Here is a 25,594-nt window from a genome sequence, read left to right as displayed (position 1 = left end):
ACGAACGATATCAAAGGATCGGAGCACTCGATGGCCGTAGCCGTCCAGCCCACCCCCTTTCGGCAGGTGCGATTCCGGGATCTGCCGGCCGAACCCGTCCGCCCGCATTCCTTTCTCCAGCTACCAGCGGTGGACCTGCCGATGAACTCCGCCCGATATGGACGGATTCGCATTCGATACCGCACCACCGGAACCGGGCCGCCCCTGCTGCTGATCCACGGACTGATGACCACGTCCTACTCATGGCGATATGTCATGACCGGACTCGGCGAACATTTTCGTGTGGTGGCGGTCGACCTGCCCGGCTGCGGCGGCAGTGACGCGCCCTCGGATGCGACGTTCCGCTCCGCCGAGATCGGCGAATGGCTCGGCGAGTTCCAGCGCGCCCTCGGCATCGAAGGGTGTGCGGTGGTGGGTAATTCGCTCGGCGGTCTGCCGGTGCTACACCGCGCGCTCGCCGACCCCGATTCGTTCCGGAAGGTGGTGATCCTGCATTCGCCGCTACTGCCGGAAATCAAGCATCGCGCGCTCGCCGTCGCCATGGCGGTGCCCGGCGTCGCCGCCGGGCTCGCGGCATACGTGCGAAGACAGCCCCACCGGTGGGCACACCACCGCACGCACTATTTCGACGAGAGCGTGAAGTCGCTGGAGGAAGCGGGCGAATACGGCTCCCCGCTCGCGAGTGCCGCGGGCTCGCGAGCCTTCGTACGACATCTACGCGACGGCCTCCGCCCCGCCGACCTGGCCGCTCTCGGTCGCACACTCAGCGAACTGCCCAGCTTCCCGGTACCGCTGCTCGCCGTCTACGGCACCGAACCCGACCCGATCGTGTCGCCCCGGGTAGCCGACACCCTCGCCGCCCGCCTGCCGTCCGCGCGAATGGTGCGCGTCGACCGGACCTCCCATTTCGTCCAGGTCGACCGACCCGACGCGGTCATCGACACCCTCGTCGAGTTCCTGAACCCCTGAAAAGGACGGTGGTCGGTCGGTGGACGCGATCAGCCGAGGAGTTTGTTGCGCAGGGCCTCGTCCTTGTCCAGGACCATCTGTTCGAGGCCGGCCTGGAACTGTTCCATGCGGGTGCGCAGGGCCGGGTCGGCGGCGGCGAGGATGCGGACGGCGAGGAGGCCGGCGTTGCGGGCGCCGCCGATGGAGACGGTGGCTACCGGGACGCCTGCGGGCATCTGGACGATGGAGAGCAGGGAGTCCATGCCGTCGAGGTATTTCAGGGGGACGGGGACGCCGATGACCGGGAGGGGGGTGGCCGAGGCGACCATGCCGGGGAGGTGGGCGGCGCCGCCCGCGCCCGCGATGATCACCTGCAGACCGCGACCGGCCGCTTCGCGCGCGTAGTCGAGCATGCGCTGGGGAGTGCGGTGGGCGGAGACGACGCCGACCTCGAAGCGGATACCGAATTCGGCGAGTGCCTCAGCGGCGGCTTCCATGGTGGGCCAGTCGGAGTCGCTGCCCATGATCAGGCCGACCTGGGGTCCGTTGGTGCTCACGTTGTTTCCTTAAGTGGTCGAAAGCGTTGTGGTGGAAACGGTTTCACGCCCCGTGTGGGTCCCAACCATCGGTCCAGACGGCGTGCGACATCCAGTGCGCGGCCCGCTCGGCCTTCTCGCGCACCTCGGTGACGTCGTCGCCGAGGATGTTGATGTGGCCGATCTTGCGGTCGGGGCGCTCGCCCTTGCCGTAGAGGTGGACCTTGGCCTCCGGCAGGCGGGCGAACAGGTGGTGCAGACGTTCGTCCATCGACATCTCGGGCGCCTGCGCCGCACCGAGGATGTTCGCCATCACCGTCACCGGCGCGAGGGGGCTGGTGTCGCCGAGCGGGTAGTCCAGGACCGCGCGCAGGTGCTGTTCGAACTGGCCGGTGCGGGCACCGTCCATGCCCCAGTGACCGGAGTTGTGCGGGCGCATCGCGAGCTCGTTCACCAGGAGTTCGCCGTCGTGGGTTTCGAACAGCTCGACAGCCATGACGCCCACCACACCGAGACCGGCGGCCAGCTCCAGTGCCATGGTCTCGGCGCGCGCGGCCAGGTCCTCGTCCAGTTCCTGCGCGGGGGCGATCACCACGGCGCACTGACCGTTGCGTTGCACGGTCTCCACGACCGGCCACGTCGCGGCCTGCCCGAACGGCGAACGCGCGACCATCGCCGACAGCTCACGCTTCAAGTCGACCTTCGACTCGGCCAGCAACTGCACACCGTGCGCGAGCTGGTCGGTGACCAGCCGGGTGGCCTCGGCGGCATCGGCCGGCATCCAGACGCCGCGTCCGTCGTAACCGCCGCGCACGGCCTTCAACACGAACGGCCAGCCGTGCTCGTCGCCGAACGCCACCGCGTCCGCGGGCGCCTTCACCTCGACGAACGCGGGCACCGGCAGTCCGAGCGAGGACAGCTTCGTGCGCATGGCCAGCTTGTCCTGGGCGAAGATGAGCGCCTGCGGCGGCGGCGCCACGTTCACGCCCTCGGCGACCAGCACGTCGAGGTGCTCGGTCGGCACGTGCTCGTGGTCGAAGGTCAGCGCGTGCGAGCCGCTGGCGGCTCTGCGCAGCGCCGACAGGTCGTTGTGGCTGCCGAACACGACGTCGGGAGTCACCTGGGCGGCCGGGTCGTCGGGCCGCTCGGCGAGCACCCGTAGACGCTGGCCGAGGGCGACGGCGGCCTGGTGCGTCATGCGCGCGAGCTGGCCCCCACCGACCATCGTGACGGTGGGCATGGCTGACGGATCGAATGAACGTGCACTCACGTCGTGCAATGTTGTCATGTCGAATGCGAATGTTTGCGACCGGTACACTCGGAACTCGTGTCAATCGTCGACGACGTGGTCAGCGTCCTTCCCCCGCGCCTTCGCGAAACCGCGATCAGGCATAAAGAGCTGATCAAGTTCGCCATCGTCGGGGCGACGACGTTCGTGATCGACAGCGGCCTGTTCTACCTCCTGAAATGGACCGTTCTCTCGGATAAGCCGATCACCGCCAAGATCATCTCGGGCGTGGTGGCGGTTATCGCCTCTTACATCCTCAACCGAGAATGGTCGTTCAAGAACCGGGGCGGGCGAGATAAGCATCACGAGGCACTGCTGTTCTTCGGGGTGAGCGGGATCGGGGTGATCCTGAGCAATATCCCGCTGTGGATCTCGATCTATGTGCTCGATCTGCGCCAACCGCATGTGAGCTTCCTCGTCGAGAACATCGCCGATTTCGTCAGCGCTTTCGTGATCGGCAATCTGCTGCAGATGGCGTTCCGGTTCTGGGCGATGCGGCGCTGGGTGTTCCCCGACGAGATCGACGACATCGTCGCCGAGCTCGAGGAACTGGTCGAAGGCGAACAGGAACCTCTCGGCCAGAGCTGAGTCAGCGCGGCTCGGTCAGCGTCGCGTTCTGCGGCCGGTTGAGCTTGGAACCGAGGAACACCGCGAACAGAGCCGGGCGGCGACGTTGCAGCTCCAGACGACCACCGTCGGCCTCGACCAGCGCGCGGGCCAGCGCGAGACCGACGCCGGTCGACCCGCCCGCGGAGAAGCCACGATCGAAGATGTGCGGTGCGAGTTCATCGCGCACACCCTCGCCCTCGTCGGACACTTCCACACAGATCAACGGGTCGCGCGAACTCATCGTCGGGACCGTGCGCACCGAGATCGTGCAGGTGCCCGCACCGTGCATCAGGGCATTGTCGACCAGTACCGCGACGGCCTCGCGCAACCGTGAACCGGTGATCGGGGCCTGCAGGGATTCGTCGCCGAGCAGGAGCAGTTCGCGCCCGGTCTCGTGGAACGGGTGGGTCCACTCGGTGACGACACCGCGCAATTCCGCCATCACCGGGACGGGATCGCGGTCGGTGGCGTCTTCGTCGCGGGAGGCGCGGACCAGGTCGTCGATCGCCTCGGTGAGCCGGTCGACCTGCGCCATCGCCTCCTCGGCCTCGTGCACCACCTCGGGGTCGGCATGGGTGGACAGCTCGTCCAGGCGCAACCGTACGGCGGTCAGGCGGCTGCGTAGCTGGTGGGAAACGTCGGCGACCAGCGCGTGCTCGCGTTGCAGTCGGCCCGCGATCTCGACGGTCGCCGAATCGAGCACATCGGAGACCCGGTCGAGTTCGGCGATACCGTGGCGGCGGGGATCGGGCCGGAAGTCGCCCATCGCCAGCCGGGCGGCGCGCGCGGCCACATCGCGCAGCGGATCGGCGACCCGACGCGCGGTCACCACGGCGACCGAGAATGCCGCGCCCAGCGAGGCGAGCACGGCCAGCGCCACCGCGGCCACCGCCTGCTCCTGCCTCGAATGCATCGGCCCGGCGGGCACCTCGAGCCGCAGCGAACCGGAGGTGCCCATCGACAGCGATTCGACCAGCGGATCGGTGACCTCCCCGACGCCGATATCGGTGCGCGCGGCATTGTCGTCGGGGGTCGGATAGACGATCGTGAGCTTGCCGCCCTCGGGGACCAACGCGCTCATGGCGCGCACGTCGAGGCCGTCGTGAACGGTCCCGTCGACGCGTTCCTGGGCGATCACCTCGGTCGAGATCCGTTCCAGGCGACTCTGCAAATCGTTGCGGGTGATGTCTTCGACCCACAGCCAGGCGGTGTAGATCAACGGCACGCCGAGCACCACCGTGGTGATGGTCAGCACGGTCAGGATCGAACGCAGGATGCGACGGCGCATGGCCCGTCAGCCTCGGTGCGAGGTGGGTCCGTCGGTATTGAGCCGGAACCCGACACCGCGCACGGTGACGATGCGCCGCTCGGCCATCGGGCCCTCGTCGCCGATCTTGCGACGCAACCAGGACATGTGCATGTCGAGGGTCTTGGAACCGCGCAGGTCGGCATCGCCCCAGACCTCGCGCAGGATGGTCTCGCGCGCCACCACCTGACCGGCCCGGTCGATGAGCACCTTGAGCAGCTCGTATTCCTTGTTGGCCAGGTTCACCTCGGCCCCGTTGACCAGTACGCGCCGCGCCGCGGGTTCGAGCCGGATCGCGCCGACCTCCACGGCGTCGTCACCGATTCCGCTGCGCCGCAACAGCGCTCGCACCCGGGCAAGGAGCTCGGCCAGACGGAACGGCTTGCCCACATAGTCGTCGGCGCCTGCGTCGAGGCCGACGACGAAGTCGACCTCGTCGGTGCGGGCGGTGAGCATCAGCACCGCCAGATCGGCGCCGCTCGCGCGCACCTGCCGACACACCTCCAGCCCGTCCATGCCGGGCAGGCCGAGGTCGAGGATCAGCAGGTCGTGGTTGCCCTCGAGCGCGCGGCGCAACACCGCCGGACCGAAGCGCTCGACGGTGACGGTGTAGCCCTCACGCCCCAGTGCCCGCGACAGGGGTGCGGCGATCGCCTCGTCGTCTTCGGCCAGCAGTACAGCGGTCATCTGCACAGGTTAAGCGAAACCTCCGCCTGCGCTCCGGCCATGCGCAGCCGAGCAGCGCTGCGCGTCGGCGCTCACCGGTATCCGCCACCCCAGTGCTGCTCGTTGGCGGAACGCCCCGCCTCGAACACCTGGTGATAGAGCAGCGAGTGGACCTGCTGCACCTGGGGCACGTCGTCGTATTCGAGCGGCTCCTCCGACGAGGAACCGATGATCAGGGTGCCGGTACCGAGCGCCCGGTCGAGCAGACCGTGGCGGAACTGCACACTGGAGATGCGGCTGAGCGGGATATCGATGCCGGTATGGGTGAGCACGCCCTGGCGCACCAGCACCCGCCGTCCGGTGACGATGAAATGCGTCGACTTCCAGGCGATCACGCGCGCGACGACCCGCCAGGCGATCAGCCCGAGCCAGGCCAGGCCGAGCAGGATCAGCAGCACCGTGCGGACGTGACCGGTGGTATTGCGCCAGGCCAAGCCGCCGAGAAAACCGGCGATCGCGGTCACGACGATAAGAGTGACGATGGGCCACACCAACATTTTCCAGTGCGGGTGGCGGTGCAGGATCAACTGCTCGTCGGGCGCGAGGACATCCTCCGGGTAACCCATGATGTGACAGTACCGCGCTGGCACACCGCATTTCTCGATGCCACGGCCGAGGCGATACTGTGGATTACACGCTAGATGCCAGGTTTTGCCCATATCTGCTTGCTCGACACCGACAGTGGAGGCACGCGTGACCAAAGATCTGACTCAGCTCGAAATCCTCACGGCCCTCGAACCAGTGGCCGAACAGAACCTCAACCGGCACCTTTCCATCGCCAAGGACTGGAATCCGCACGATTACGTTCCGTGGGAGGAAGGCCGCAATTTCGCCGCGATGGGCGGAATCGATTGGGAGCCATCACAATCACGGCTCACCGATGTCGCCAAGGCGGCGATGATCACCAATCTGCTCACCGAGGACAACCTGCCGTCCTATCACCGCGAGATCGCCGAGAACTTCTCGCTCGACGGCGCGTGGGGCACCTGGGTGGGCCGCTGGACCGCCGAGGAGAACCGCCACGGCATCGTGATCCGCGACTACCTCGTCGTCACCCGCGGCGTCGACCCGGTGGCGCTGGAAGAAGCGCGGATGGTCCACATGACCCAGGGTGCGCACGCACCGGCGAACTGGGGCGGATTCCTGGTCAACGTCGCGTACGTGACGTTCCAGGAACTGGCCACCCGGGTGAGTCACCGCAATACCGGCCGCGTGTGCGACGACCCGGTCGCCGACAAGATGCTGGCCCGCGTGGCCACCGACGAGAACCTGCACATGATCTTCTATCGCAACCTGTGCGCGGCCGCTCTCGATCTCGCACCGGACCAGGCGATGCCCGCGATCACCAAGGTGCTCACCAACTTCCAGATGCCGGGCGCCGGCATGCCCAACTGGCGGCGCAACGGTGTGCTGATGGCCAAGCACGGCATCTACGACCTGCGCCAGCACCTCGACGAGGTGGTGCGTCCGGTGCTCAAGCAGTGGAACGTCTTCGAGCGCAACGACTTCGGTGCGCGCGGCGAGGCGGCACGCGATGAACTCGCGCTGTTCATCGACAGGCTGGAGAAGGACGTGCTCCGCTTCGAGGAGCAGCGCGACCGGTTGCTCGCGCGCGAGCGCGAGGTGGCCGAGCGTGCGACGGCGGGTTCGGCCGCACGCTGAACCCGTCCCGGCGGCGGGCCCGGTTCGGGCCCGTCGTCAGTACTGTCCGCGCAGGTGGGACACGTCGCCCGCCGACACCGCCCGCTCGCCGATGAGCAGCCGTCCGGTGTCGTCGACGCCGGCGGCCACCCCGGTGAGCACCGTCCCGCCGGGCAGTTCGGCGCGCACCTCGATCCCGATGGTCGCGCACCGCTCGCGATACTCCGCCATCAGATCGGCGGTTTCCCAGCCTGCCCGCTCCCACGCGGTGAACCGGCGCGCGAACTCGGCCAGGATCGCCGCGACCAGCGCGGTGCGGTCGACGTCTCGCGCACCGGCCAGGGTCAGCGAAGTCGCGTGCGGGACAGGCAGTTCCGACTCGTCGAGGTCGACATTCATCCCGATGCCGACCACGACCGCGGGCGAGATCCCGGTCGTGGCGACCTCGGCCAGGATGCCGGCGAGCTTGCGGCCCTCGAGCAGGACATCGTTGGGCCACTTCAATTCCGGCGAGATCCCGGCCGTGCCGCGCAGCGCGTCGACCACCGCGATACCGGTGAGCAACGGCAGCCAGCCGAGGGCGGTGGGGTCGATGCCGGGCAGGCGCACCAGGATCGACAGCGAGATCTGCGCACGGGGCGGACTCACCCAGGCGCGGGCATGTCGGCCGCGACCGCTCACCTGTTCCTCGGCGAGCAGCGCCTGACGGTCGGCGGACGGGTCGGCGGCGCGGGCGACCAGGTCGGCATTGGTCGATCCGGTCGATTCGACCACATCGATCCGGTCGTAGAACGACAGTCCCTGCGAGCTGCGCAGACCCTGTACATCGATGGGTGCCCTGTTCATTCCGGGGACGTTACTGGAGTTCTCTGTGAACGATCATGACCACACCTAGCTGGGGTTTCTCTACTGGCCGGTAGGCGAGACTGCCGTGGTGCGCGACGGTGTCACTCGTTACACTCGCAACCCATGACGAGTGTCCAGCAGCAGCCCGCATCGGAATCGGCGGGCACCCCCGATATCCACACCACCGCCGGGAAGCTGGCTGATCTGCGGAATCGGCTGGAAGAAGCGCAACACCCGATGGGTGAGGCCGCGGTCGACAAGGTGCACGCCAAGGGCAAGATGACCGCGCGCGAGCGCATCCTCGCCCTGGTCGACGAAGGCTCCTTCGTCGAGCTCGACGCCCTGGCCAAGCACCGCAGCGTGAACTTCGGCCTCGAGAACAACCGCCCGCTCGGTGACGGCGTCGTCACCGGTTACGGCACGATCGACGGCCGCGACGTGTGCATCTTCTCCCAGGACGTCACCGTGTTCGGTGGCTCCCTCGGCGAGGTCTACGGCGAGAAGATCGTCAAGGTGATGGACCTGGCGATCAAGACCGGCCGTCCCCTCGTCGGCATCAACGAGGGCGCGGGCGCGCGCATCCAGGAGGGCGTCGTCTCGCTCGGCCTCTACGGCGAGATCTTCCACCGCAACGTGCAGGCCTCCGGCGTGATCCCGCAGATCTCGCTGATCATGGGTGCCGCCGCCGGTGGTCACGTGTACTCCCCCGCGCTCACCGACTTCGTGGTGATGGTCGATCAGACCTCCCAGATGTTCGTCACCGGGCCCGACGTGATCAAGACCGTCACCGGTGAAGAGGTCTCGATGGAGGACCTGGGTGGCGCGCACACCCACATGGTGAAGTCCGGCGTCGCCCACTACGTGGCCTCCGGCGAGCAGGACGCCCTCGACTACGTCAAGGACCTGCTGAGCTACCTACCGAGCAACAACCGCGCCGAGGCCCCGCGCCACGCGCCCACCGACCCGATCAACGGTGCGATCGAAGAGTCCCTCACCGACGAGGACATCGAGCTCGACACGATCATCCCGGACTCGCCGAACCAGCCCTACGACATGCACGAGGTCATCCGCCGTCTGCTCGACGACGACGAGTTCCTCGAGGTCCAGGCCGAGCGCGCGATGAACATCATCTGCGGCTTCGGTCGGGTGGACGGGCGCAGCGTCGGCATCGTGGCCAACCAGCCGACCCAGTTCGCCGGTTGCCTCGACATCGACGCCTCGGAGAAGGCCGCGCGCTTCGTGCGCACCTGCGACGCCTTCAACATCCCGATCATCACCCTGGTGGACGTGCCCGGCTTCCTGCCCGGCACCGGCCAGGAATACAACGGCATCATCCGCCGTGGCGCGAAGCTGCTCTACGCCTACGGCGAGGCCACTGTGGGCAAGATCACGATCATCACTCGCAAGGCTTACGGCGGCGCCTACGACGTCATGGGTTCCAAGCACATGGGCGCCGATGTGAACCTGGCGTGGCCGACCGCTCAGATCGCCGTGATGGGCGCCTCCGGCGCCGTCGGTTTCGTCTACCGCAAGCAACTGCTCGAAGCCGCCAAGAACGGCGACGATGTCGATGCGCTGCGCCTCGAGCTGCAGAACGAGTACGAGGACACTCTCGTGAACCCGTACGTCGCCGCCGAGCGCGGATACGTCGACGCGGTCATCCCGCCCTCGCACACCCGTGGCCAAATCGTGTCGGCGCTGCGGCTCCTCGAGCGCAAAATGGTGACCATGCCGCCGAAGAAACACGGCAACATTCCGCTCTGAAAACGCGATATCCCGGATAGGCCGCGCACACTTGTTGTGGAAGACAACTATTGATCAGCGCGGCCACACCGGGAATGATCGCGTCAACCGCGCTGTGAAGCGAAGTAAGTGCAGGAAGGATCTGGCACTGTGACAACTGTGGCAGAAGAAGACGTGTTGACAGTCGCCGAGCTCGAGCTCGTCGTCGAACCACTCGTCGAAGAAGCCGAACTGTCGGTGGACGCGGCGGTCGAGGCCCCCGTGACGGCCACCGGCGAGCCGATGTTCCGCATTCTCAAGGGTTCGCCCACCGATCAGGACATCGCGGCTCTGGTCGCCGTCCTGAGCGCGGCAACCGCCAACGCGCCCGCCGGTGCATCGAATGGACCGGCCGACGCATGGGGCACATCGACGATGATGCATCGGGGCACGAACCCGTTCTCGCCGTACGTGTACCCGATGCTGTCGCACCTGCGCTGAGGTGACCGAGCTGGTGGGCGAGATGACCAGACTGGTTCTGGCATCGGCGTCGCCGGCCCGGCTCGGGATCCTGCGTACCGCGGGCATCGACCCCGTGGTGCGGGTCTCGGGCGTAGACGAGGACGCGGTGTCGGCGGCGCTGCCCGCGGACACCTCCTCGCACGATGTCGTCGTCGCCTTGGCTCGCGCCAAGGCGGCCGACGTCGCCGCTTCGATTCCGGAACTCGCCGCCGACTGTGTCGTCGTCGGCTGCGATTCGATGTTGCTCGTCGACGGGCAGCTGCAGGGCAAACCGCACACCCCCGAGGTGGCGCGCGAGCGCTGGGCCACGATGGCGGGCCGCAGCGCGGACCTGATCACCGGGCACTGTGTGCTGCGTCTACGCGACGGCGAGATCGTCGCCGAGTCGGCCGAATGCAGCAGTACCACGGTGCATTTCGCGAAACCGACGCCCGATGAGCTCGATACCTACATCGCGACGGGCGAACCGCTGAAGGTCGCGGGCGCGTTCACCTTGGACGGGCTCGGCGGCTGGTTCGTCGACCGGATCGAGGGCGACCCGTCCAGCGTCATCGGGATCGGCTTACCGCTGTTGCGCCGACTGCTCGAAGACGTCGGCGTCGGTGTCACTCAGTTGTGGCGGGATCCGCGGGGCTGACGGCGCGATCACGTGCTGATCCCCCGGCGCCTCGGCCGGGGTGCGGTCGGGCGCGTTCATCGTCAGGTCGAGCCGGGCCGTACACAGTTCGGGCTCGACGAACGGATGCAGCTGCACGTCCACCCGCCCGCGGGCCCCGTTGCGCTCGAGAACCTCCCGCATGAGGCCCATGTGCACACCGCACACCACCTCGGAGTGCGAGCGGGCCAGCTCACGCAGCGGACAGGCGGTGAGGTTGATCTGTACGTGCTCCGGGGTCTCCCCGGCGGGCTCCTTCTCGGGCGCGAACCCGAGCTCCGACATCAGCGACATGGTGATGTCCCTGGCATCGGCGAGGGTCTCCACCTGCTGCGTGCCGACATCCATCCGCGCACCCCACGCGCGGCCCGCGGCCACGGCGGCGGCGGATCGGGCGACCGGATCGGGACCGAGATGGTCGGCCAGCACCTGCGCGAGCTCCTGATAGCCCACCGAGCGCTGCACCGCACGGTAGCCGATCCGCGGGCGTCCGCGACCGCGTGGCGGTTGCTGGAACTGGCGAACCAGCGACTCACGGGTGAGGACATCGAGGTGGAATCGGACGGTGGTGACGTGCTGTCCGGTGATGCGGGCCAGTTCCTGGGCATCGAGGGGCTCGGTGGCGCCACGTAGGATCGCGAGCAGTCGCCGTCGCGGCCAAGAATCGGACATAGCTCACCCCTCCTCTCCAGAGACTTTATCGGACATCCGTGCGCTTTATTCGCCCATTGTGTCGATTCGTGATGTGCCACCACACACTTACCATCGGCTGCGACCACCAAGTGCTCGCACCCGCCCAACTCGCGTGAAGGACCACACCGTGCCCGTCGCCCCGGATCCGCACCCCGCCTTCGGTTCCTACGCAGTCCCGCATCGATTGGTAACCACAGAATGGCTGTCCGCAAACATCGGCGTGCGTGGTTTACGAATCATCGAGTCCAACGATGACATCCTGCTCTACGACATCGGCCATGTCCCGGGCGCGGTCAAGATCGACTGGCGCGGCGACCTGAGCGACCCGGTGACCCGCGATTATGTCGACGGCGAGCGCTTCACCGAGCTGATGCGTGCCAAGGGCATCGAGCGTGACGACACCATCGTCATCTACGGCGATCGCGGCAACGCCCAGGCCGCGCACACCGCCTGGATCTTCACGCTGTTCGGCCACGAGGACGTGCGCCTGCTCGACGGCGGCCGCGATGCCTGGATCTCCGAGGAGCGCGACACCACCTTCGACCAGCCTTACCCCACCCCCAGCGACTACCCCGAGGTCGTGCGCGACGACTCGACCGCGCGCGCGTTCCGCGAGGAGGTGCTCGGCAGGCTCGGCAAGCCCCTGGTCGACGTGCGTTCGGCGCAGGAGTACTCGGGCGAACTCGAGGACAAGCCGCTCAACCAGGAGTACGCGGCCCTGCGCGGCGGACACGTGCCGACCGCGGTGAACATCCCGTGGACCGCGGCGGCCACCAACGACGGCCGCTTCCGCTCGCGCGCCGACCTCGACGAGGTCTACGGCGCGCTTCCGGCCGACGACCTGGTCGTGTACAGCCGGGTGGGCGAGCGGTCCAGCCACACCTGGTTCGTCCTCACCTTCCTGCTCGGCCGCAGGTCGGTACGCAATTACGACGGTTCGTGGATCGAATGGGGTAACTCGGTGCGCGTACCGATCGCCACGGGCACCGAACCAGGTGTCGCGAATCAGATCATTTGAAACATGTTCACATCACTGGACGCCGCGTAGTGTGACCTGCGACCTACTCGACAGTAGGGCTAGCCGAGTTCGAGCAGGGTTGGCACACTGCCTACACTCGCCCGAGACGAAAGTTGTCGATACCGGGCACGGGGCCTAACCGGCGACCCGTTCCCCGACGCGACCAAAGATTGCACACAGGAGGCTCAGTGCCCAGCCATGCCAGCGCACGGATCACAAAGGTACTCGTAGCTAACCGCGGCGAGATCGCGGTTCGCGTGATCCGGGCTGCCAAGGACGCGGGAATCACCAGCGTCGCGGTGTATGCCGAGCCCGATGCCGACGCTCCCTTCGTGAAGCTCGCCGACGAGGCGTTCGCCCTCGGTGGTCAGACCTCTGCCGAGTCGTACCTCGTGTTCGACAAGATCCTCGACGCCGCGGCCAAGTCCGGCGCCGACGCGATCCACCCCGGTTACGGTTTCCTCTCCGAGAACGCCGACTTCGCCCAGGCCGTCATCGACGCCGGGCTGATCTGGATCGGCCCCTCGCCGCAGTCCATCCGCGACCTCGGTGACAAGGTCACCGCGCGCCACATCGCCGAGAAGGCGAAGGCGCCGATGGCCGCGGGCACCAAGGACCCGGTCAAGAACGCTGACGAGGTCGTCGCGTTCGCCAAGGAATACGGCGTCCCGGTGGCCATCAAGGCCGCTTTCGGTGGCGGTGGCCGCGGCATGAAGGTCGCCCACACCATCGAAGAGATCCCCGAGCTGTTCGAGTCGGCCACCCGTGAGGCCATCGCCGCCTTCGGTCGCGGCGAGTGCTTCGTCGAGCAGTACCTCGACAAGGCCCGCCACGTCGAAGCCCAGGTCATCGCCGACCAGCACGGCAACGTGGTCGTCGCCGGTACCCGCGACTGCTCGCTGCAGCGCCGGTTCCAGAAGCTCGTCGAGGAGGCGCCCGCGCCGTTCCTGTCCGACGAGGTTCGCGCCGCCATCCACGAGTCGGCCAAGCGCATCTGCCGCGAGGCGGGCTACTACGGCGCAGGCACCGTGGAGTACCTGGTGCAGGGCGAGACCGTGTCGTTCCTCGAGGTGAACACCCGCCTGCAGGTGGAGCACCCGGTCACCGAGGAGACCGCGGGCATCGACCTGGTGCGTCAGCAGTTCGCGATCGCCAACGGCGACGAGCTCTCCATCAAGGAAGACCCCACCCCGCGTGGCCACTCGTTCGAGTTCCGGATCAACGGTGAGGACGCCGGTCGCGGCTTCCTGCCCGCTCCCGGCCCGGTGAACGTCTACCGCGAGCCCTCGGGCCCGGGTGTGCGCGTCGATTCCGGTGTGGTCCAGGGCAGCGTCATCGGCGGTCAGTTCGACTCGATGCTGGCCAAGCTGATCGTCACCGGCGAGAACCGCGAGCAGGCGCTGCAGCGCGCCCGTCGCGCGCTGGCCGAGTTCGACGTCGAGGGCCTGGCGACGGTGATCCCGTTCCACCGCGCGGTCATCGAGGATCCGGCGTTCATCGGTGACGGTGAGAAGTTCGACGTCTACACCAAGTGGATCGAGAACGAGTGGAAGAACACCATCGAGCCGTACACGGCCGCCGGTGCCGCCGACGATGACGACGACGATCTGCCCCGGCAGAAGGTTGTCGTCGAGGTCGGCGGGCGTCGCGTCGAGGTGTCGCTGCCCGGTCAGTTCACCCTCGGTGGCGGTGCGGCCGGTTCGGCCGGCAACGGTGTGGTTCGCAAGAAGCCGAAGGCGCGCAAGCGTGGCGGCGCCGGTGCCGGTGCCGCGTCGGGTGACGCGGTGACCGCGCCGATGCAGGGCACTGTCGTGAAGGTCGCGGTCGAAGAGGGCCAGACCGTCGAGGTGGGCGACCTGATCGTGGTGCTCGAGGCCATGAAGATGGAGAACCCGGTCAACGCGCACAAGGCCGGTGTCGTCACCGGGCTGGCCGTCGAGGCGGGTGCGGCGATCACCCAGGGCACCGTTCTGGCGGAGATCAAGTAATAGGCAGTCTCACCAGCGGGCGTCGGTCTTCTCGGACCGGCGCCCGTTGTCGTTCGCCGGGGTGAACGGCGGACGAAGATCACCTGTCCGCGCCGGATGAGTGCCCGTGTTCTGTCGTATCGTGGATCGGGTGACCAGTACTGCGCACACCGGCCTGGATCCGCTCTCGACGCCGGGTTCGGCCACGGTGGCCGAGGTCATCCAGGCTCGCCGGGAATCCGGGCAGCGCGCCGACGGCAACCGCCTCGCGTTGGTGATCGAGGGCGGCGGCAGCCGCGGCGTGTACTCCAGCGGCATGGTCCAGGCGCTCGAGGAGCTGGGTCTGTCGAAGGTGTTCGACGCCGTCTACGGCACCTCGGCCGGAGCGATCAACGGCGCGTGGTTGCTGTGCGGGCGCGCCGCGACGGGAATGCGTTCGTGGACCGACCCGGTGATCATGCGCCGCGTGGTCGATCCGGTGCGCATCCTCCGCGGTCGCCCCGTCTTCGATCTGCACTATCTCGTGCATCGCGTGTACGACGGCATCGAGCCGATGGATTTTCCGGCCATCCTGGCCAATCCGACCACCTTCCACCCGATCGCGACCGATATCCGCACTGGGCAGTCGGTGGACCTCGGGCCCTACATCACTGATAAAAGCACCCTCATGACGGCGCTGCGGGCCTCTGCGGGCCTACCGCTGCTGGCGGGACCCCCGGTGGCCCTCGCGGGTGGCAGCTATTTCGACGGCGGGCTCACCGAGACCGTCCCGATCCGCACCGCCGTGGCCGCGGGCGCCACCCACGCCCTGGTCCTGCGGACCCGCCGGACCGATGAACTCCGCCCGCCCGCTCCCCTGCTGCATCGAGTGGTCGGTGGCGGCTATATGCGTGCCATCGCGCCCGGCGCCTTCCGGGCGTGGAGCAAGCGGCCCGGCCAGCAGGCGGTCGAGGACAGCTACCTCGACGGCCTCGGCGATCATGTCCTCCAGGTGCACCCACCCGTCGGTTCCCCCGCCATCGACAGCGCGGCCCGCGACACCGACCTGCTCACCCGCGCCCTCGACATCGGTCGCACCGCGGTTCACTCACTGCTCGGCGGCGGCGCATTGCGCACGGCCTGAACCCGGCTCGGCGCACGGCACCACTAGGCTGCTCGCGTGGAACCGATCGAGATCAACGCAGGGTCCTGGTATCTGCGCGCCCTTCGCGCCGACGAGCGCATCGACGACCGGCCCGCGCTGGCCGACGGCGGCATCACCGATCCGGACTACGTGGCCACCCGATCGGCACAGTGGGCCGATGAATCCCACTTCTCCTGGGCGGTCTGCGTTCCGACGACGGCCGAACTGGTCGCCGAGATCGGCGTGACACCGGGCCCCGACGACACCGCCACCGTCTCGGGCTGGGCTCGCCCCGGCGAGGACGAGGCGCTGGCCGCCGGTCTGGCCTCGGTCCACCGCTTCGTCGCGGGCGCGCTCGGACTGACCGTCCCGCAGGGCTGATCGCCGCTACCGCATGGCACCGCGTGCCCGGTGGAACAGTGTCCGGGCACGCGGCCACATCGTCAGCGTGCTCGCATGAGCACCGCGTCGAGTGCGCCGACTGCCTGACTCAGCTCGTCCTCGGTGACGGTCAACGGCGGACGGAACCGGATGCTGCGCTCCCCCGTGCCGAGCAGCAGCACATGTTCGCGGTCCCGAAGCTCGTTCACCACCCGATCGCGTAGCTGCGGCGTCGCCAGGGTGATCGCGCACATCAGCCCACGCCCCCGCGCTTCGCTGACCTTGTCCGGGTGTGCGGTGGCGAGCTTGTCGAGCAGGTCGAGCAGGTACGCACCGAGCGGCCCCGCGCCCTCGATCAGCCGATCCCGCTCCAGCACTTCGAGAATGCGCCGGGTGCGCACCATATCGGTGAGGTTGCCGCCCCAGGTGGAGTTGAGCCGTGAGCTCACCTGGAAGACATTGTCGGCCACCTCGTCGACCCGCCCGCCCGCCATGATCCCGCAGACCTGGGTCTTCTTGCCGAAGGCGATCACATCGGGCTGCACGTCCAATTGCTGGAAGGCCCAGGTGGTCCCGGTCATGCCGACGCCGGTCTGCACCTCGTCGAGGATGAACAGCGCGTCGTTGGCGTGGCACAGCCACTGCATGGCGCCGAGGAACTCCGGCCGCAGATGACGGTCACCGCCTTCGCCCTGGATCGGTTCGGCGATGAAGCAGGCGATGTCGTGCGGATTATCGGCGAAGGCCTGTTCGGCCTGGGCCACGGCGCGCGCCTCGAGGGCGGCGATGTCGGGTCCGGCGAAGGTGTGCGGTGTGTCGATTCGCGGCCAATCGAATTTCGGGAATCGCGCGGTCTTCACCGGGTCGGTATTGGTGAGCGACAGCGTATAGCCGCTCCGCCCGTGGAACGCGCCGGTCAGGTGCAGCACCTTTGTGCCGAGTTCCGTTGCGCGGCCGTGTAATTCGTTGTGTCGGCTCTTCCAGTCGAAAGCGACTTTCAGCGCGTTCTCCACCGCGAGCGCACCACCGTCGACAAAGAACAGATGCGGCAAGCGCGGATCACCGAGAACGCGGGCGAAGGTTTCGACGAAGCGGGCCATCTCGACGGTGTAGATATCGGAGTTGCTCGGCTTGTTCAGCGCGGCGGTGGCCAGTTCGGCGAGAAAGCTCTCATCGCCTGCCAGCGCGGGATGGTTCATCCCGAGCGCGTTGGAGGCGAAGAAGCCGAACATGTCGAGATAGCTGGTGCCGTCGCGTTCGTCGACCAGCGTGCGGCCGTGCGACTCGTGTAGGTCGAGCACAAGCTCGAAACCGTCCGCGAGGATGTGCGAGGACAGGATTTCGTGGACCCGGTCGGCGGGGATGACCGCCGCGCCGGGGCGCTCCAGTTCGATGGTCATGAAACCGACGATACGCAAATATTTACGGAAGTTCTACGGAATCACGGATCAAATTACGGGAGATGACTACTTGTCATAGAATGTCTGCAGGATGATGGTGCTGCGGGTGTGCACGTTGGCCGTGGCCCTGATCTCCTGCAGCAGATGTTCCAGATGCCGAGGAGAGGCCACCCGTACCAGCAGGACGTAGCTCTCCTCGCCCGCCACCGAGTGGCACCCCTCGATGCCGGGGATGTGCTGCAACAGGGCGGGCGCGTCATCGGGCTGGGACGGGTCGAGAGGAGTGATCGCGACGAACGCCGACAACAAGTGCCCGAGCGCCTCGGGGTCCACCTGCGCCGCGTATCCGCGAATCACCCCGCGCGCTTCGAGCCTGCGCACCCGTGATTGCACCGCGGAGACCGAGAGACTGGCCTTCTCCGCCAGATTCGACAATGTAGCGCGACCGTCGGCCATCAGTTCTTTGATCAATAGTCGATCGATGTCATCGAGCTGGGGTCGAGCCGGTGTATCCGCCATCAGCGAAGGCTAACGCAGCGTGGGGCTCGGGCGGGGAAAACTTCTTACCGTTCCCCTCCGAATTCTCCCGAACTTTTCCGTGAGTCCTACCAAACAGCAGAAGGTGAGCAGAGTACCGATGACGCAGACCGTGAACTTCTCCGAGCAGCTCTCCCTGCGAGCCAGGGCGCTACTGCAAGGCCTCGGCGCCGCCGTGCCGGAACCCGGCCCGCTGCTCGCGCGCACGCCGATCTCCGGCGGTGTCCTGTTGCCCCTGACCGCCGATACCCCCGACGGCGTCGACGCCGCGATCGGCCGCGCCGCAACCGCGTTCGAGACGTGGCGTACGGTCCCCGCGCCCGTCCGGGCGGCGCTGGTGCGCAGGCTGGCCCAGTTGCTGGTGACCAATCAGCACGAGCTGGCCGAGCTGGTGACCCTGGAAGCGGGCAAGATCGGCCCCGAGGCGCTGGGCGAAGTGCAGGAGATGATCGATGTCTGCGAGTTCGCGATCGGGCTGTCGCGCCAACTCTACGGCGCCACAATGCCTTCCGAGCGGCCCGGACACCGGCTCATGGAGACGTGGCATCCGCTCGGCGTCGTCGGGGTGATCTCGGCGTTCAATTTCCCTGTCGCGGTGTGGGCTTGGAATACCGCGATCGCGCTGGTGTGCGGGGACACGGTGGTGTGGAAGCCGTCGGAGACCACGCCGTTGACGGCGTTGGCGTGTCACACGCTGCTGCGTCGAGCGGCGGTCGAGGTCGGAGCCGATCCCGAAGTGCACCAACTCATCCAAGGCGACGCCACCGTCGGATCCGCCTTGGTCGACGACGCCAGGGTCGCCCTGGTGAGCGCGACCGGTTCGGTGCGGATGGGCGCCACCGTCGCCCCTCGGGTGGCCGGGCGGTTCGGGCGGTGCCTGCTCGAACTGGGGGGCAACAATGCCGCGATCGTGGCGTCGAGCGCCGATCTGGAGTTGGCGGTGCGCGGCATCGTCTTCTCGGCGGCCGGGACGGCGGGGCAGCGGTGTACGAGTCTGCGGCGATTGATCGCGCACCGTTCGATCGCCGACCAGCTGGTCGACCGGCTCGGGGCGGCGTACAGCCAACTCCCCGTGGGCAATCCACTCGACGACGGGGTGCTGGTCGGACCGCTGATCAACGAGCGGGCCTTCGCGGCGATGCAGCAGGCGCTGGTCGGCGCGGTGGCCGAGGGCGGCGACATCATCTGTGGCGGTGAGCGAGTCGAGGTGCTCGGCCCCGACGCCTACTACGTGCGCCCCGCCCTCGTTCGCATGCCCGCGCAGACCGAGCTCGTGCGCGAGGAGACCTTCGCGCCGATTCTGTACGTGCTGACCTACGACGACATCGACGAGGCCATCGCACTCAACAATGATGTGACACAGGGCCTTTCCTCGTCGATCTTCACCCTCGACCAGCGCGAGGCCGAACAGTTCCTGGCCGGATCCGACTGTGGCATCGCCAATGTCAATATCGGGACGTCGGGTGCGGAGATCGGCGGCGCGTTCGGCGGGGAGAAACACACCGGCGGCGGCCGGGAATCGGGCTCGGACTCCTGGAAAGCCTACATGCGCCGGGCCACCAACACCGTCAACTACTCCACCGAGCTCCCGCTCGCGCAGGGCATCCATTTCGGCTGATCAGGCAGACGCGACACTGCGCCCACCAGGCGATTTCACCTTCTGACCCACCCCGTGTAAAGTGGTATTTGCAACGCGGGATGGAGCAGCTCGGTAGCTCGCTGGGCTCATAACCCAGAGGTCGCAGGTTCAAATCCTGTTCCCGCTACTACGAAGAAGGCCCCGGATTTTCGAATCCGGGGCCTTCTTCGTTATCCGTTGCCGAGCCGCAGAGTCCAGTTCCCGCGATAGTGCAGCCGGGTGATGCTCGCGGGCGGAACATCCATGCGCCAGAACGACTTCGCCGGTGCGTCGAGCACCACGAGCAGCGCCGCGCGCACCACGGCCGGATGTGTCACCGCCACGGTGTTGCGCCCCGACGACGCGATCTCGGCCAACCAGAACCGCACTCTATCGACCAAATCGGTGACGGATTCGCCACCGTGCCCGCGGAATTCGGGATCGGTCAGCCAGGCGAACAACTGATCCTGTGGGAGTTTGCCCATCTCACTGCCTCGCCACGACCCGGCATCGAGATCTCGTAATCGCACGTCCTGTTCGCCGACGAGGCCCAGTTCCTCCGCCGTCTCCCGAGCCCGCCGCTCCGGCCCTGTCCGCACCAACGCTTCGTCGAGCGGCACACAGGCACGCACAGCGGCCCGCCCCGACTCGTCCAGGGGTTCATCGACAGGAAAACGCGCCTTACGTACCGCCTCGGTAAGGCCATGGCCGACAAGGTCGACTCTCAGCACCGTTTGCACGAGAGTCGAGGGTAGCGACGAATGCGATCCACGTCACAACCCGGTCTGCGGGCCACCCCGGTCATCGGCATATCCACGCAGGTGGGGGTGCATGAGGTCGGCGAAGTTGTCGGTGGGTCGGTGCACACTTGGTGCTATGGATCGGTTCTCCCCCGCGACGGCACAGTGGTTCGACGGCGCCTTCCCCGGCGCGACGTCGGCCCAGCTCGGCGCGTGGGACGCGATCGCCGCCGGGGAGAACACCCTGGTGATCGCGCCGACGGGCTCGGGCAAGACCTTGTCGGCGTTCTTGTGGGCCATCGACCGGCTGGCACACCGGGACCCACCGGAGCCGGGAACCTCCCGTGGCACATCGGTGCTCTATGTCTCGCCGTTGAAGGCGCTGGCCGTGGATGTGGAGCGCAATCTGCGTGCGCCGCTGGTCGGTGTGACGCAGACGGCGAAACGGCTGGGCCTGGACCCACCGGAGATCTCGGTGGGTGTGCGCTCCGGCGACACGCCGCCTGCCCAGCGCCGGGCCATGCTGCGCACGCCGCCCGACATTCTCATCACCACCCCTGAGTCGCTGTTCTTGCTGTTGACCTCGGCGGCCCGCGAGACGCTCGCCCAGGTCGATACGGTGATCGTCGACGAAGTGCACGCCATCGCCGGGTCCAAGCGCGGCGCCCATCTGGCGCTGTCGCTGGCCCGGCTCGACCAGCTCACCGACAAGCCCGCGCAGCGGATCGGGTTGTCGGCGACGGTGCGCCCGCCCGAGGAGGTCGGGCGGTTCCTGGTGGGGAACGCGCCGATCACCATCGTGCGCCCGCCCGCGCCGAAGACCTTCGACCTGTCGGTGCGGGTGCCGGTGGCCGATATGACCGACCCGGGGGGCGACTCCGATCAGCCGGGCTCGATCTGGCCGCACGTCGACGAGGCGATCGTCGACCTGGTGCTCGAGCACCGGTCCTCGATCGTGTTCGCCAACTCGCGACGGCTCTCCGAGCGACTGACCGCACGGCTCAACGAGACCTACTCCGCCCGGCTAGGCGAGCCGGTGGACACCGAGCACAAACCACCCGCCCAGCTGGGGCCGTCCACCGAGGTGATCCACGGGGCCGACCACCTGTTGGCGCGCGCGCATCACGGGTCGGTCAGCAAGGAACAACGCGCCATCATCGAGGACGATCTCAAGACCGGTCGCCTGCGCTGTGTGGTGGCCACCAGCAGTCTCGAACTCGGCATCGATATGGGCGCGGTGGACCTGGTGGTGCAGGTGGAGGCGCCGCCGTCGGTGGCAAGCGGCTTGCAACGAGTCGGCCGCGCCGGGCACCAGGTGGGTGAGATCTCGCGGGGCGTGCTGTTTCCCAAGCACCGCACCGATGTCATCCACTGCACCGTGGCCGCCCAGCGCATGCTCTCGGGGGAGATCGAGAAGCTCCAGATCCCCGCGCACCCACTCGACATCCTCGCCCAGCAGACGGTGGCGGCCTGCGCGCTCGAACCGATCGATGTCGACAGCTGGTTCGATATCGTCCGCTCCACCGGCAGCTACGCGAACCTGCCGCGCTCGGCCTACGAATCGGTGCTCGACCTGCTGGCCGGGCGTTATCCGTCCGACGAGTTCGCCGAACTGCGGCCGCGCGTGGTGTGGGACCGCGACGCGGGCACCCTCACCGGTCGCCCTGGTGCGCAGCGCCTGGCGGTGACCTCCGGCGGCGCGATCCCCGACCGTGGGATGTTCGCGGTGTTCATGGTGGGTGAAAAGGCTTCTCGGGTCGGCGAACTCGACGAGGAGATGGTCTACGAATCGCGCGTCGGCGATGTGTTCGCGCTCGGTGCGACCAGTTGGCGGATCGAGGAGATCACCTTCGATCGGGTGCTGGTGTCGCCCGCGTTCGGACTGCCGGGCAGGTTGCCGTTCTGGCACGGTGACGGTTTGGGTCGCCCGGCCGAATTGGGCGCCGCGCTGGGTGAATTCGTGCGCACGGCGGGTCAGGTACCAGCCGACGAGTTGTCTCGGATCGTGGCGAACATGGGCTCCGGCACTGTGCTGCCCCCGACCGACGTTCCCGCACCCACCAAGACGACCCGGGGCTCGAAGAAGGCCGGGCGTGCTGCAGCGTCCAGCGTCGACGACCCGGCCGAGGCCGTCGAGGGGCAGATCGCCACTCCTGGGAAGTCGAAGTCGTCCGCGGAGCAGAGCAAGCCCGCGGTAAGACTCGAGCAGTTGGTGCGCACCGCCGGACTCGATCAGAACGCGACAGCGAATCTGGTGGGCCTGCTCGAGGAACAGCGCAGCGCGACAGGTCAATTGCCCACCGACCGCACGCTGGTCGTGGAACGGTTCCGCGACGAACTCGGCGACTGGCGACTGGTCCTGCATTCCCCCTACGGCACTCCTGTGCACGCGCCGTGGGCACTGGCGGTGGGCGCGCGCCTGCAGGAACAGTTCGGCATCGACGCCGCCCCGACCGCCTCCGACGACGGCATCGTGGTGCGCCTGCCCGACACCACCGATCAACCGCCCGGCGCCGAACTGTTCGCCTTCGAGCCCGACGAGATCGACGACATCGTCACCGAACAGGTCGGCGGCTCAGCTCTTTTCGCGTCTCGTTTCCGCGAATGCGCCGCCAGGGCGCTGCTGCTGCCGCGTCGCGATCCCGGCAAGCGTGCCCCGCTGTGGCAGCAGCGACAGCGCTCGGCCCAATTGCTGGACGTGGCACGCAAATTCCCGCAGTTCCCGATCCTGCTGGAAACCGTCCGCGAATGCCTGCGCGACGTGTACGACCTACCCGCCCTGCGCGATCTGCTCACCAAGGTGGCCCGCCGCGAGATCCGTCTGATCGAGGTCGAAACCGCGAGCCCGTCGCCTTTCGCGGGCGCTCTGCTGTTCTCCTACATCGGCCAATTCCTCTACGACGGCGACAGCCCGCTGGCCGAACGGCGAGCCGCCGCACTGGCCCTCGATTCCAGCCTGCTCGCCGAACTCCTCGGCCGGGTCGAGCTCCGCGAACTCCTCGACCCCGACGTCATCACCTTGACCGAACACGAACTCCAACGCCTCACCCCCGAACGTCGAGCCCGCGATGCGGAAGGTCTGGCAGACCTCCTCCGGCTACTAGGCCCCCTCACACCCGTCGAAGCCGCGGCCCGCTGTGTCCCAAGGCCCGGCACCGCATCCGCCGCCCGCCACGCCGAGGCCATGGAGAGCCGAGCACCCGACGACTTCCGGACGCACGAGCGCGCCTCGGACTCCGATGAGCTAGCCGCAGAACCCACCGGGGGCGCTCTCGCAGCCGAGTCGTCCGATCTCGATGGAACCGCAGCGATTGCTGTTCCCGCCGACGAGGTGGATCGTGGACTCGCTTCCGGTCGGGATGAGCGTGACCTCCTCGTCGACTCCGACGCTCCCGCATGGTTCGCGGAACTACGGGATTCACGTCGGGCGCTGGAGGTTTCGTTCGCGGGACGAACCTGGTGGGTGGCGGTAGAGGACGCGGCGCGCCTGCGGGACGCACTCGGGGTGCCTTTGCCGATCGGGGTGCCCGCGGCGTTCATCGAACCGGTGCCCGATCCGCTGGGCGACCTCGTCGGCCGCTACGCGCGTACCCATGCGCCGTTCACGACGGCCGCGGTCGCCGACCGCTTCGGCTTGGGTACCGCCGTCGCCGCGACCTCGCTGCACCGCCTGCTCGCCGAAAAGCGGGTCGTGGAGGGTGAGTTCACGCCGGGTGCCGCCGGTGGCGAGTGGTGTGATGCCCAGGTCCTGCGTCGGTTGCGTCGCCGTTCGCTGGCCGCCGCCCGGCACGAGGTCGAGCCGGTGTCCACCGCTGCCTTCGCCCGCTTCCTGCCCGCCTGGCAACACGTCGGTTCCGGCGAGCTACGCGGCGTCGACGGCGTCGCGACCGTCGTGGAACAGCTCGCGGGCGTGCCTATTCCGGCCTCGGCCTGGGAATCGCTGATCCTGCCGACGCGGGTGCGCGACTACTCCCCCGCCATGCTGGACGAGCTGATGGCGACCGGTGAGGTGGTGTGGTCGGGCCACGGCGCCATCACCGCCCGTGACGGCTGGATCGCCCTGCACCTGACCGACCAGGCCCCGTTCACGCTGCCGCCCGCCGATGACATCGACCCCACCGACATCCAGCTCAGCCTTCTGGTTGCCCTCGGCGCGAACCTGGAGCCATGGCCCCCACCGGACGCCGCGCGAACCGACCCGCAGCCGCCGCGGGACTCGAAGGCACCGGGCACGCGCGCGAAGGCCGCTCGTGGAAAAGCGTCCGCAGGCAAGGTCGTCGACCTCGACGCCGCCGAGTCGGCACAACCGACCCGCGGCAACGGCCACCGGCCCGATCCAGAACACGATGCGCCCACCGAGTCCGGTGGTGTCACACGATTACCACCCACACTGACCGGCGGCGGTGCGTACTTCTTCCGACAGCTCTCCGACGCCGCGGGTCTGCTCGACGACAAGGCGGCCGGGGACGCGCTGTGGCAGCTGGTCTGGGCCGGCTACGTCTCCGGTGACACCTTCGCCCCGGTGCGCGCCCTGCTGTCCGGCACCGCCCGGACCACCACCGCGCACCGCGCCCCACGCCGCGCTCCCCGAGGCCGCGCGTACCTGCCGCGACCCTCGATGCCGACCCGGTCCGGTCCGCCCACGCTGGCCGGCCGCTGGTCGATCCTGCCCGAACGCGTGCGGGACAACACCGTTCGCGCCCACGCCACCGCCGATCAGCTCGTCGAACGCTACGGCGTGCTGACTCGCGGATCGGTGCAGAACGAAGGGATCTCCGGCGGGTTCCAGCTGATGTACCGGGTGCTCACCGAGTTCGAGGATCGCGGCCGTTGCCGACGCGGCTATTTCGTCGACACGCTCGGCGGCGCCCAGTTCTCCACCACCGATACCGTCGATCGCCTGCGTTCGTTCGACACCGACCGGGACGACACCAGAGCCGGCGTCGCGCTCGCCCTCGCGGCGTGCGACCCCGCCAACCCCTACGGCGCGGCCCTGCCGTGGCCGAAGGGCGACGCCGACGGCGGTCATCGGCCGGGGCGCAAGGCGGGCGCGGTGGTGGTGCTGGTCGGCGGCGAGTTGGTGCTCTACTCCGAGCGCGGCGGCAAGACTCTGCTCAGTTTCACCGAGGACATCGGCCTGCGCCGGGCGGCGGCGATCGCGCTGGCCGGACTGGTACGCGACCGCAGGGTCGACAGCTTGGTGATCGACAAGATCAACGGAGAAACCGTGCACGGCAACCTTTTCGTCGAAGTGCTGATCGAAGCCGGTTTCTCGATGACCCCCAGCGGTCTGCGACTGCGCAGGAAGGTGTAATCGG

Annotated in this window: 22 protein-coding genes and 1 tRNA gene; 13 read left to right on the top strand and 10 right to left on the bottom strand. The window is 68.0% G+C overall.

The annotated features are described in order from the left end of the window. The first annotated feature begins 30 nt into the window (after positions 1 to 30). A complete protein-coding gene (locus QX204_RS03390) occupies positions 31 to 969 on the top strand; it encodes an alpha/beta fold hydrolase (protein WP_301905129.1) in 939 nt (312 codons plus the stop codon). A gap of 29 nt (positions 970 to 998) precedes the next feature. Here QX204_RS03390 and purE read toward each other — a convergent pair whose 3' ends face one another. Further along, a complete protein-coding gene (purE, locus tag QX204_RS03385; protein ID WP_062984527.1) occupies positions 999 to 1,472 on the bottom strand; it encodes a 5-(carboxyamino)imidazole ribonucleotide mutase in 474 nt (157 codons plus the stop codon). Positions 1,473 to 1,548: 76 nt separating this feature from the next. Next, positions 1,549 to 2,724, bottom strand: coding sequence for a 5-(carboxyamino)imidazole ribonucleotide synthase (locus QX204_RS03380; RefSeq protein WP_301907894.1), 1,176 nt, complete (start codon positions 2,722 to 2,724; stop codon positions 1,549 to 1,551). Positions 2,725 to 2,811: 87 nt separating this feature from the next. Here QX204_RS03380 and QX204_RS03375 point away from each other — a divergent pair, with 87 nt between their 5' ends. After that, positions 2,812 to 3,360, top strand: a complete 549-nt coding sequence (locus QX204_RS03375) for a GtrA family protein (protein WP_301905128.1) — start codon at positions 2,812 to 2,814, stop codon at positions 3,358 to 3,360. A 1-nt stretch (position 3,361) separates the two neighbouring features. Here the strand turns inward: QX204_RS03375 and QX204_RS03370 are convergent, their stop codons facing one another. The 3 genes from QX204_RS03370 to QX204_RS03360 all read right to left on the bottom strand — a co-directional run bounded on the left by QX204_RS03370 (position 3,362) and on the right by QX204_RS03360 (position 5,979). Further along, entirely contained in the window at positions 3,362 to 4,669 is a 1,308-nt protein-coding gene (locus tag QX204_RS03370) for a sensor histidine kinase (RefSeq protein ID WP_301905127.1), read from the bottom strand. Positions 4,670 to 4,675: 6 nt separating this feature from the next. Continuing rightward, entirely contained in the window at positions 4,676 to 5,374 is a 699-nt protein-coding gene (locus tag QX204_RS03365) for a response regulator transcription factor (RefSeq protein ID WP_056818039.1), read from the bottom strand. A gap of 71 nt (positions 5,375 to 5,445) precedes the next feature. Further along, entirely contained in the window at positions 5,446 to 5,979 is a 534-nt protein-coding gene (locus QX204_RS03360) for a PH domain-containing protein (RefSeq protein WP_101464260.1), read from the bottom strand. A 127-nt stretch (positions 5,980 to 6,106) separates the two neighbouring features. Between QX204_RS03360 and QX204_RS03355 the strand changes: the two genes are divergently transcribed. Beyond that, positions 6,107 to 7,075: an acyl-ACP desaturase gene (locus QX204_RS03355; protein WP_301905126.1), complete on the top strand. Its 969-nt coding sequence runs from the start codon at positions 6,107 to 6,109 to the stop codon at positions 7,073 to 7,075. 36 nt (positions 7,076 to 7,111) lie between these two features. Here QX204_RS03355 and QX204_RS03350 read toward each other — a convergent pair whose 3' ends face one another. Next, the gene (locus QX204_RS03350; RefSeq protein WP_301905125.1) at positions 7,112 to 7,900 is read right to left on the bottom strand and encodes a biotin--[acetyl-CoA-carboxylase] ligase; all 789 of its coding nucleotides are present in this window, start codon (positions 7,898 to 7,900) and stop codon (positions 7,112 to 7,114) included. A 123-nt stretch (positions 7,901 to 8,023) separates the two neighbouring features. Between QX204_RS03350 and QX204_RS03345 the strand changes: the two genes are divergently transcribed. The 3 genes from QX204_RS03345 to QX204_RS03335 all read left to right on the top strand — a co-directional run bounded on the left by QX204_RS03345 (position 8,024) and on the right by QX204_RS03335 (position 10,781). Then, complete coding sequence (locus tag QX204_RS03345) at positions 8,024 to 9,664, top strand: acyl-CoA carboxylase subunit beta (protein ID WP_301905124.1); 1,641 nt, start codon at positions 8,024 to 8,026, stop codon at positions 9,662 to 9,664. Between the two features lie 129 nt (positions 9,665 to 9,793). Beyond that, complete coding sequence (locus tag QX204_RS03340) at positions 9,794 to 10,123, top strand: acyl-CoA carboxylase epsilon subunit (RefSeq protein WP_301905123.1); 330 nt, start codon at positions 9,794 to 9,796, stop codon at positions 10,121 to 10,123. A gap of 22 nt (positions 10,124 to 10,145) precedes the next feature. Continuing rightward, positions 10,146 to 10,781, top strand: a complete 636-nt coding sequence (locus QX204_RS03335) for a Maf family protein (protein ID WP_056818052.1) — start codon at positions 10,146 to 10,148, stop codon at positions 10,779 to 10,781. On the opposite strand, the gene QX204_RS03330 is transcribed toward QX204_RS03335, so the two are convergent. After that, positions 10,707 to 11,471: a helix-turn-helix transcriptional regulator gene (locus QX204_RS03330; protein ID WP_301905122.1), complete on the bottom strand. Its 765-nt coding sequence runs from the start codon at positions 11,469 to 11,471 to the stop codon at positions 10,707 to 10,709. The genes QX204_RS03335 and QX204_RS03330 overlap by 75 nt on opposite strands. Before the next feature lie 148 nt (positions 11,472 to 11,619). Between QX204_RS03330 and QX204_RS03325 the strand changes: the two genes are divergently transcribed. From QX204_RS03325 to QX204_RS03310, 4 genes are all read left to right on the top strand, one after another. Continuing rightward, the gene (locus tag QX204_RS03325; protein WP_301905121.1) at positions 11,620 to 12,510 is read left to right on the top strand and encodes a sulfurtransferase; all 891 of its coding nucleotides are present in this window, start codon (positions 11,620 to 11,622) and stop codon (positions 12,508 to 12,510) included. A 188-nt stretch (positions 12,511 to 12,698) separates the two neighbouring features. Continuing rightward, positions 12,699 to 14,498: an acetyl/propionyl/methylcrotonyl-CoA carboxylase subunit alpha gene (locus QX204_RS03320; RefSeq protein ID WP_301905120.1), complete on the top strand. Its 1,800-nt coding sequence runs from the start codon at positions 12,699 to 12,701 to the stop codon at positions 14,496 to 14,498. Positions 14,499 to 14,628: 130 nt separating this feature from the next. Beyond that, positions 14,629 to 15,600, top strand: coding sequence for a patatin-like phospholipase family protein (locus QX204_RS03315; protein ID WP_301905119.1), 972 nt, complete (start codon positions 14,629 to 14,631; stop codon positions 15,598 to 15,600). Positions 15,601 to 15,636: 36 nt separating this feature from the next. Continuing rightward, on the top strand, positions 15,637 to 15,981 hold the full coding sequence (locus QX204_RS03310; protein WP_301905118.1) for a hypothetical protein: 345 nt from the start codon (positions 15,637 to 15,639) through the stop codon (positions 15,979 to 15,981). A gap of 62 nt (positions 15,982 to 16,043) precedes the next feature. On the opposite strand, the gene lat is transcribed toward QX204_RS03310, so the two are convergent. After that, positions 16,044 to 17,381 carry an L-lysine 6-transaminase gene (gene lat, locus QX204_RS03305; protein ID WP_301905117.1) on the bottom strand — a complete coding sequence of 446 codons (1,338 nt, stop codon included), beginning with the start codon at positions 17,379 to 17,381 and terminating at the stop codon, positions 16,044 to 16,046. A 66-nt stretch (positions 17,382 to 17,447) separates the two neighbouring features. Beyond that, positions 17,448 to 17,900 (bottom strand): Lrp/AsnC family transcriptional regulator, encoded by a 453-nt coding sequence (locus tag QX204_RS03300; RefSeq protein ID WP_301905116.1) that lies wholly within the window; start codon positions 17,898 to 17,900, stop codon positions 17,448 to 17,450. A 118-nt stretch (positions 17,901 to 18,018) separates the two neighbouring features. Between QX204_RS03300 and QX204_RS03295 the strand changes: the two genes are divergently transcribed. After that, entirely contained in the window at positions 18,019 to 19,536 is a 1,518-nt protein-coding gene (locus QX204_RS03295) for an L-piperidine-6-carboxylate dehydrogenase (protein WP_301905115.1), read from the top strand. Between the two features lie 74 nt (positions 19,537 to 19,610). After that, positions 19,611 to 19,684, top strand: a tRNA-Met gene (locus QX204_RS03290). Between the two features lie 43 nt (positions 19,685 to 19,727). Here the strand turns inward: QX204_RS03290 and QX204_RS03285 are convergent. Then, positions 19,728 to 20,276: a histidine phosphatase family protein gene (locus QX204_RS03285; RefSeq protein ID WP_301905114.1), complete on the bottom strand. Its 549-nt coding sequence runs from the start codon at positions 20,274 to 20,276 to the stop codon at positions 19,728 to 19,730. 136 nt (positions 20,277 to 20,412) lie between these two features. Between QX204_RS03285 and QX204_RS03280 the strand changes: the two genes are divergently transcribed. Next, positions 20,413 to 25,590 (top strand): Lhr family ATP-dependent helicase, encoded by a 5,178-nt coding sequence (locus QX204_RS03280; protein WP_301905113.1) that lies wholly within the window; start codon positions 20,413 to 20,415, stop codon positions 25,588 to 25,590. The last annotated feature ends 4 nt before the right edge of the window (positions 25,591 to 25,594 follow it).

Source organism: Nocardia sp. PE-7, from assembly GCF_030486425.1.
Classification (GTDB): domain Bacteria; phylum Actinomycetota; class Actinomycetes; order Mycobacteriales; family Mycobacteriaceae; genus Nocardia; species Nocardia salmonicida_A.
The sequence above is the reverse complement of the archived record's forward strand: the minus strand, read 5'-3'. Positions and strand labels throughout refer to the sequence as shown.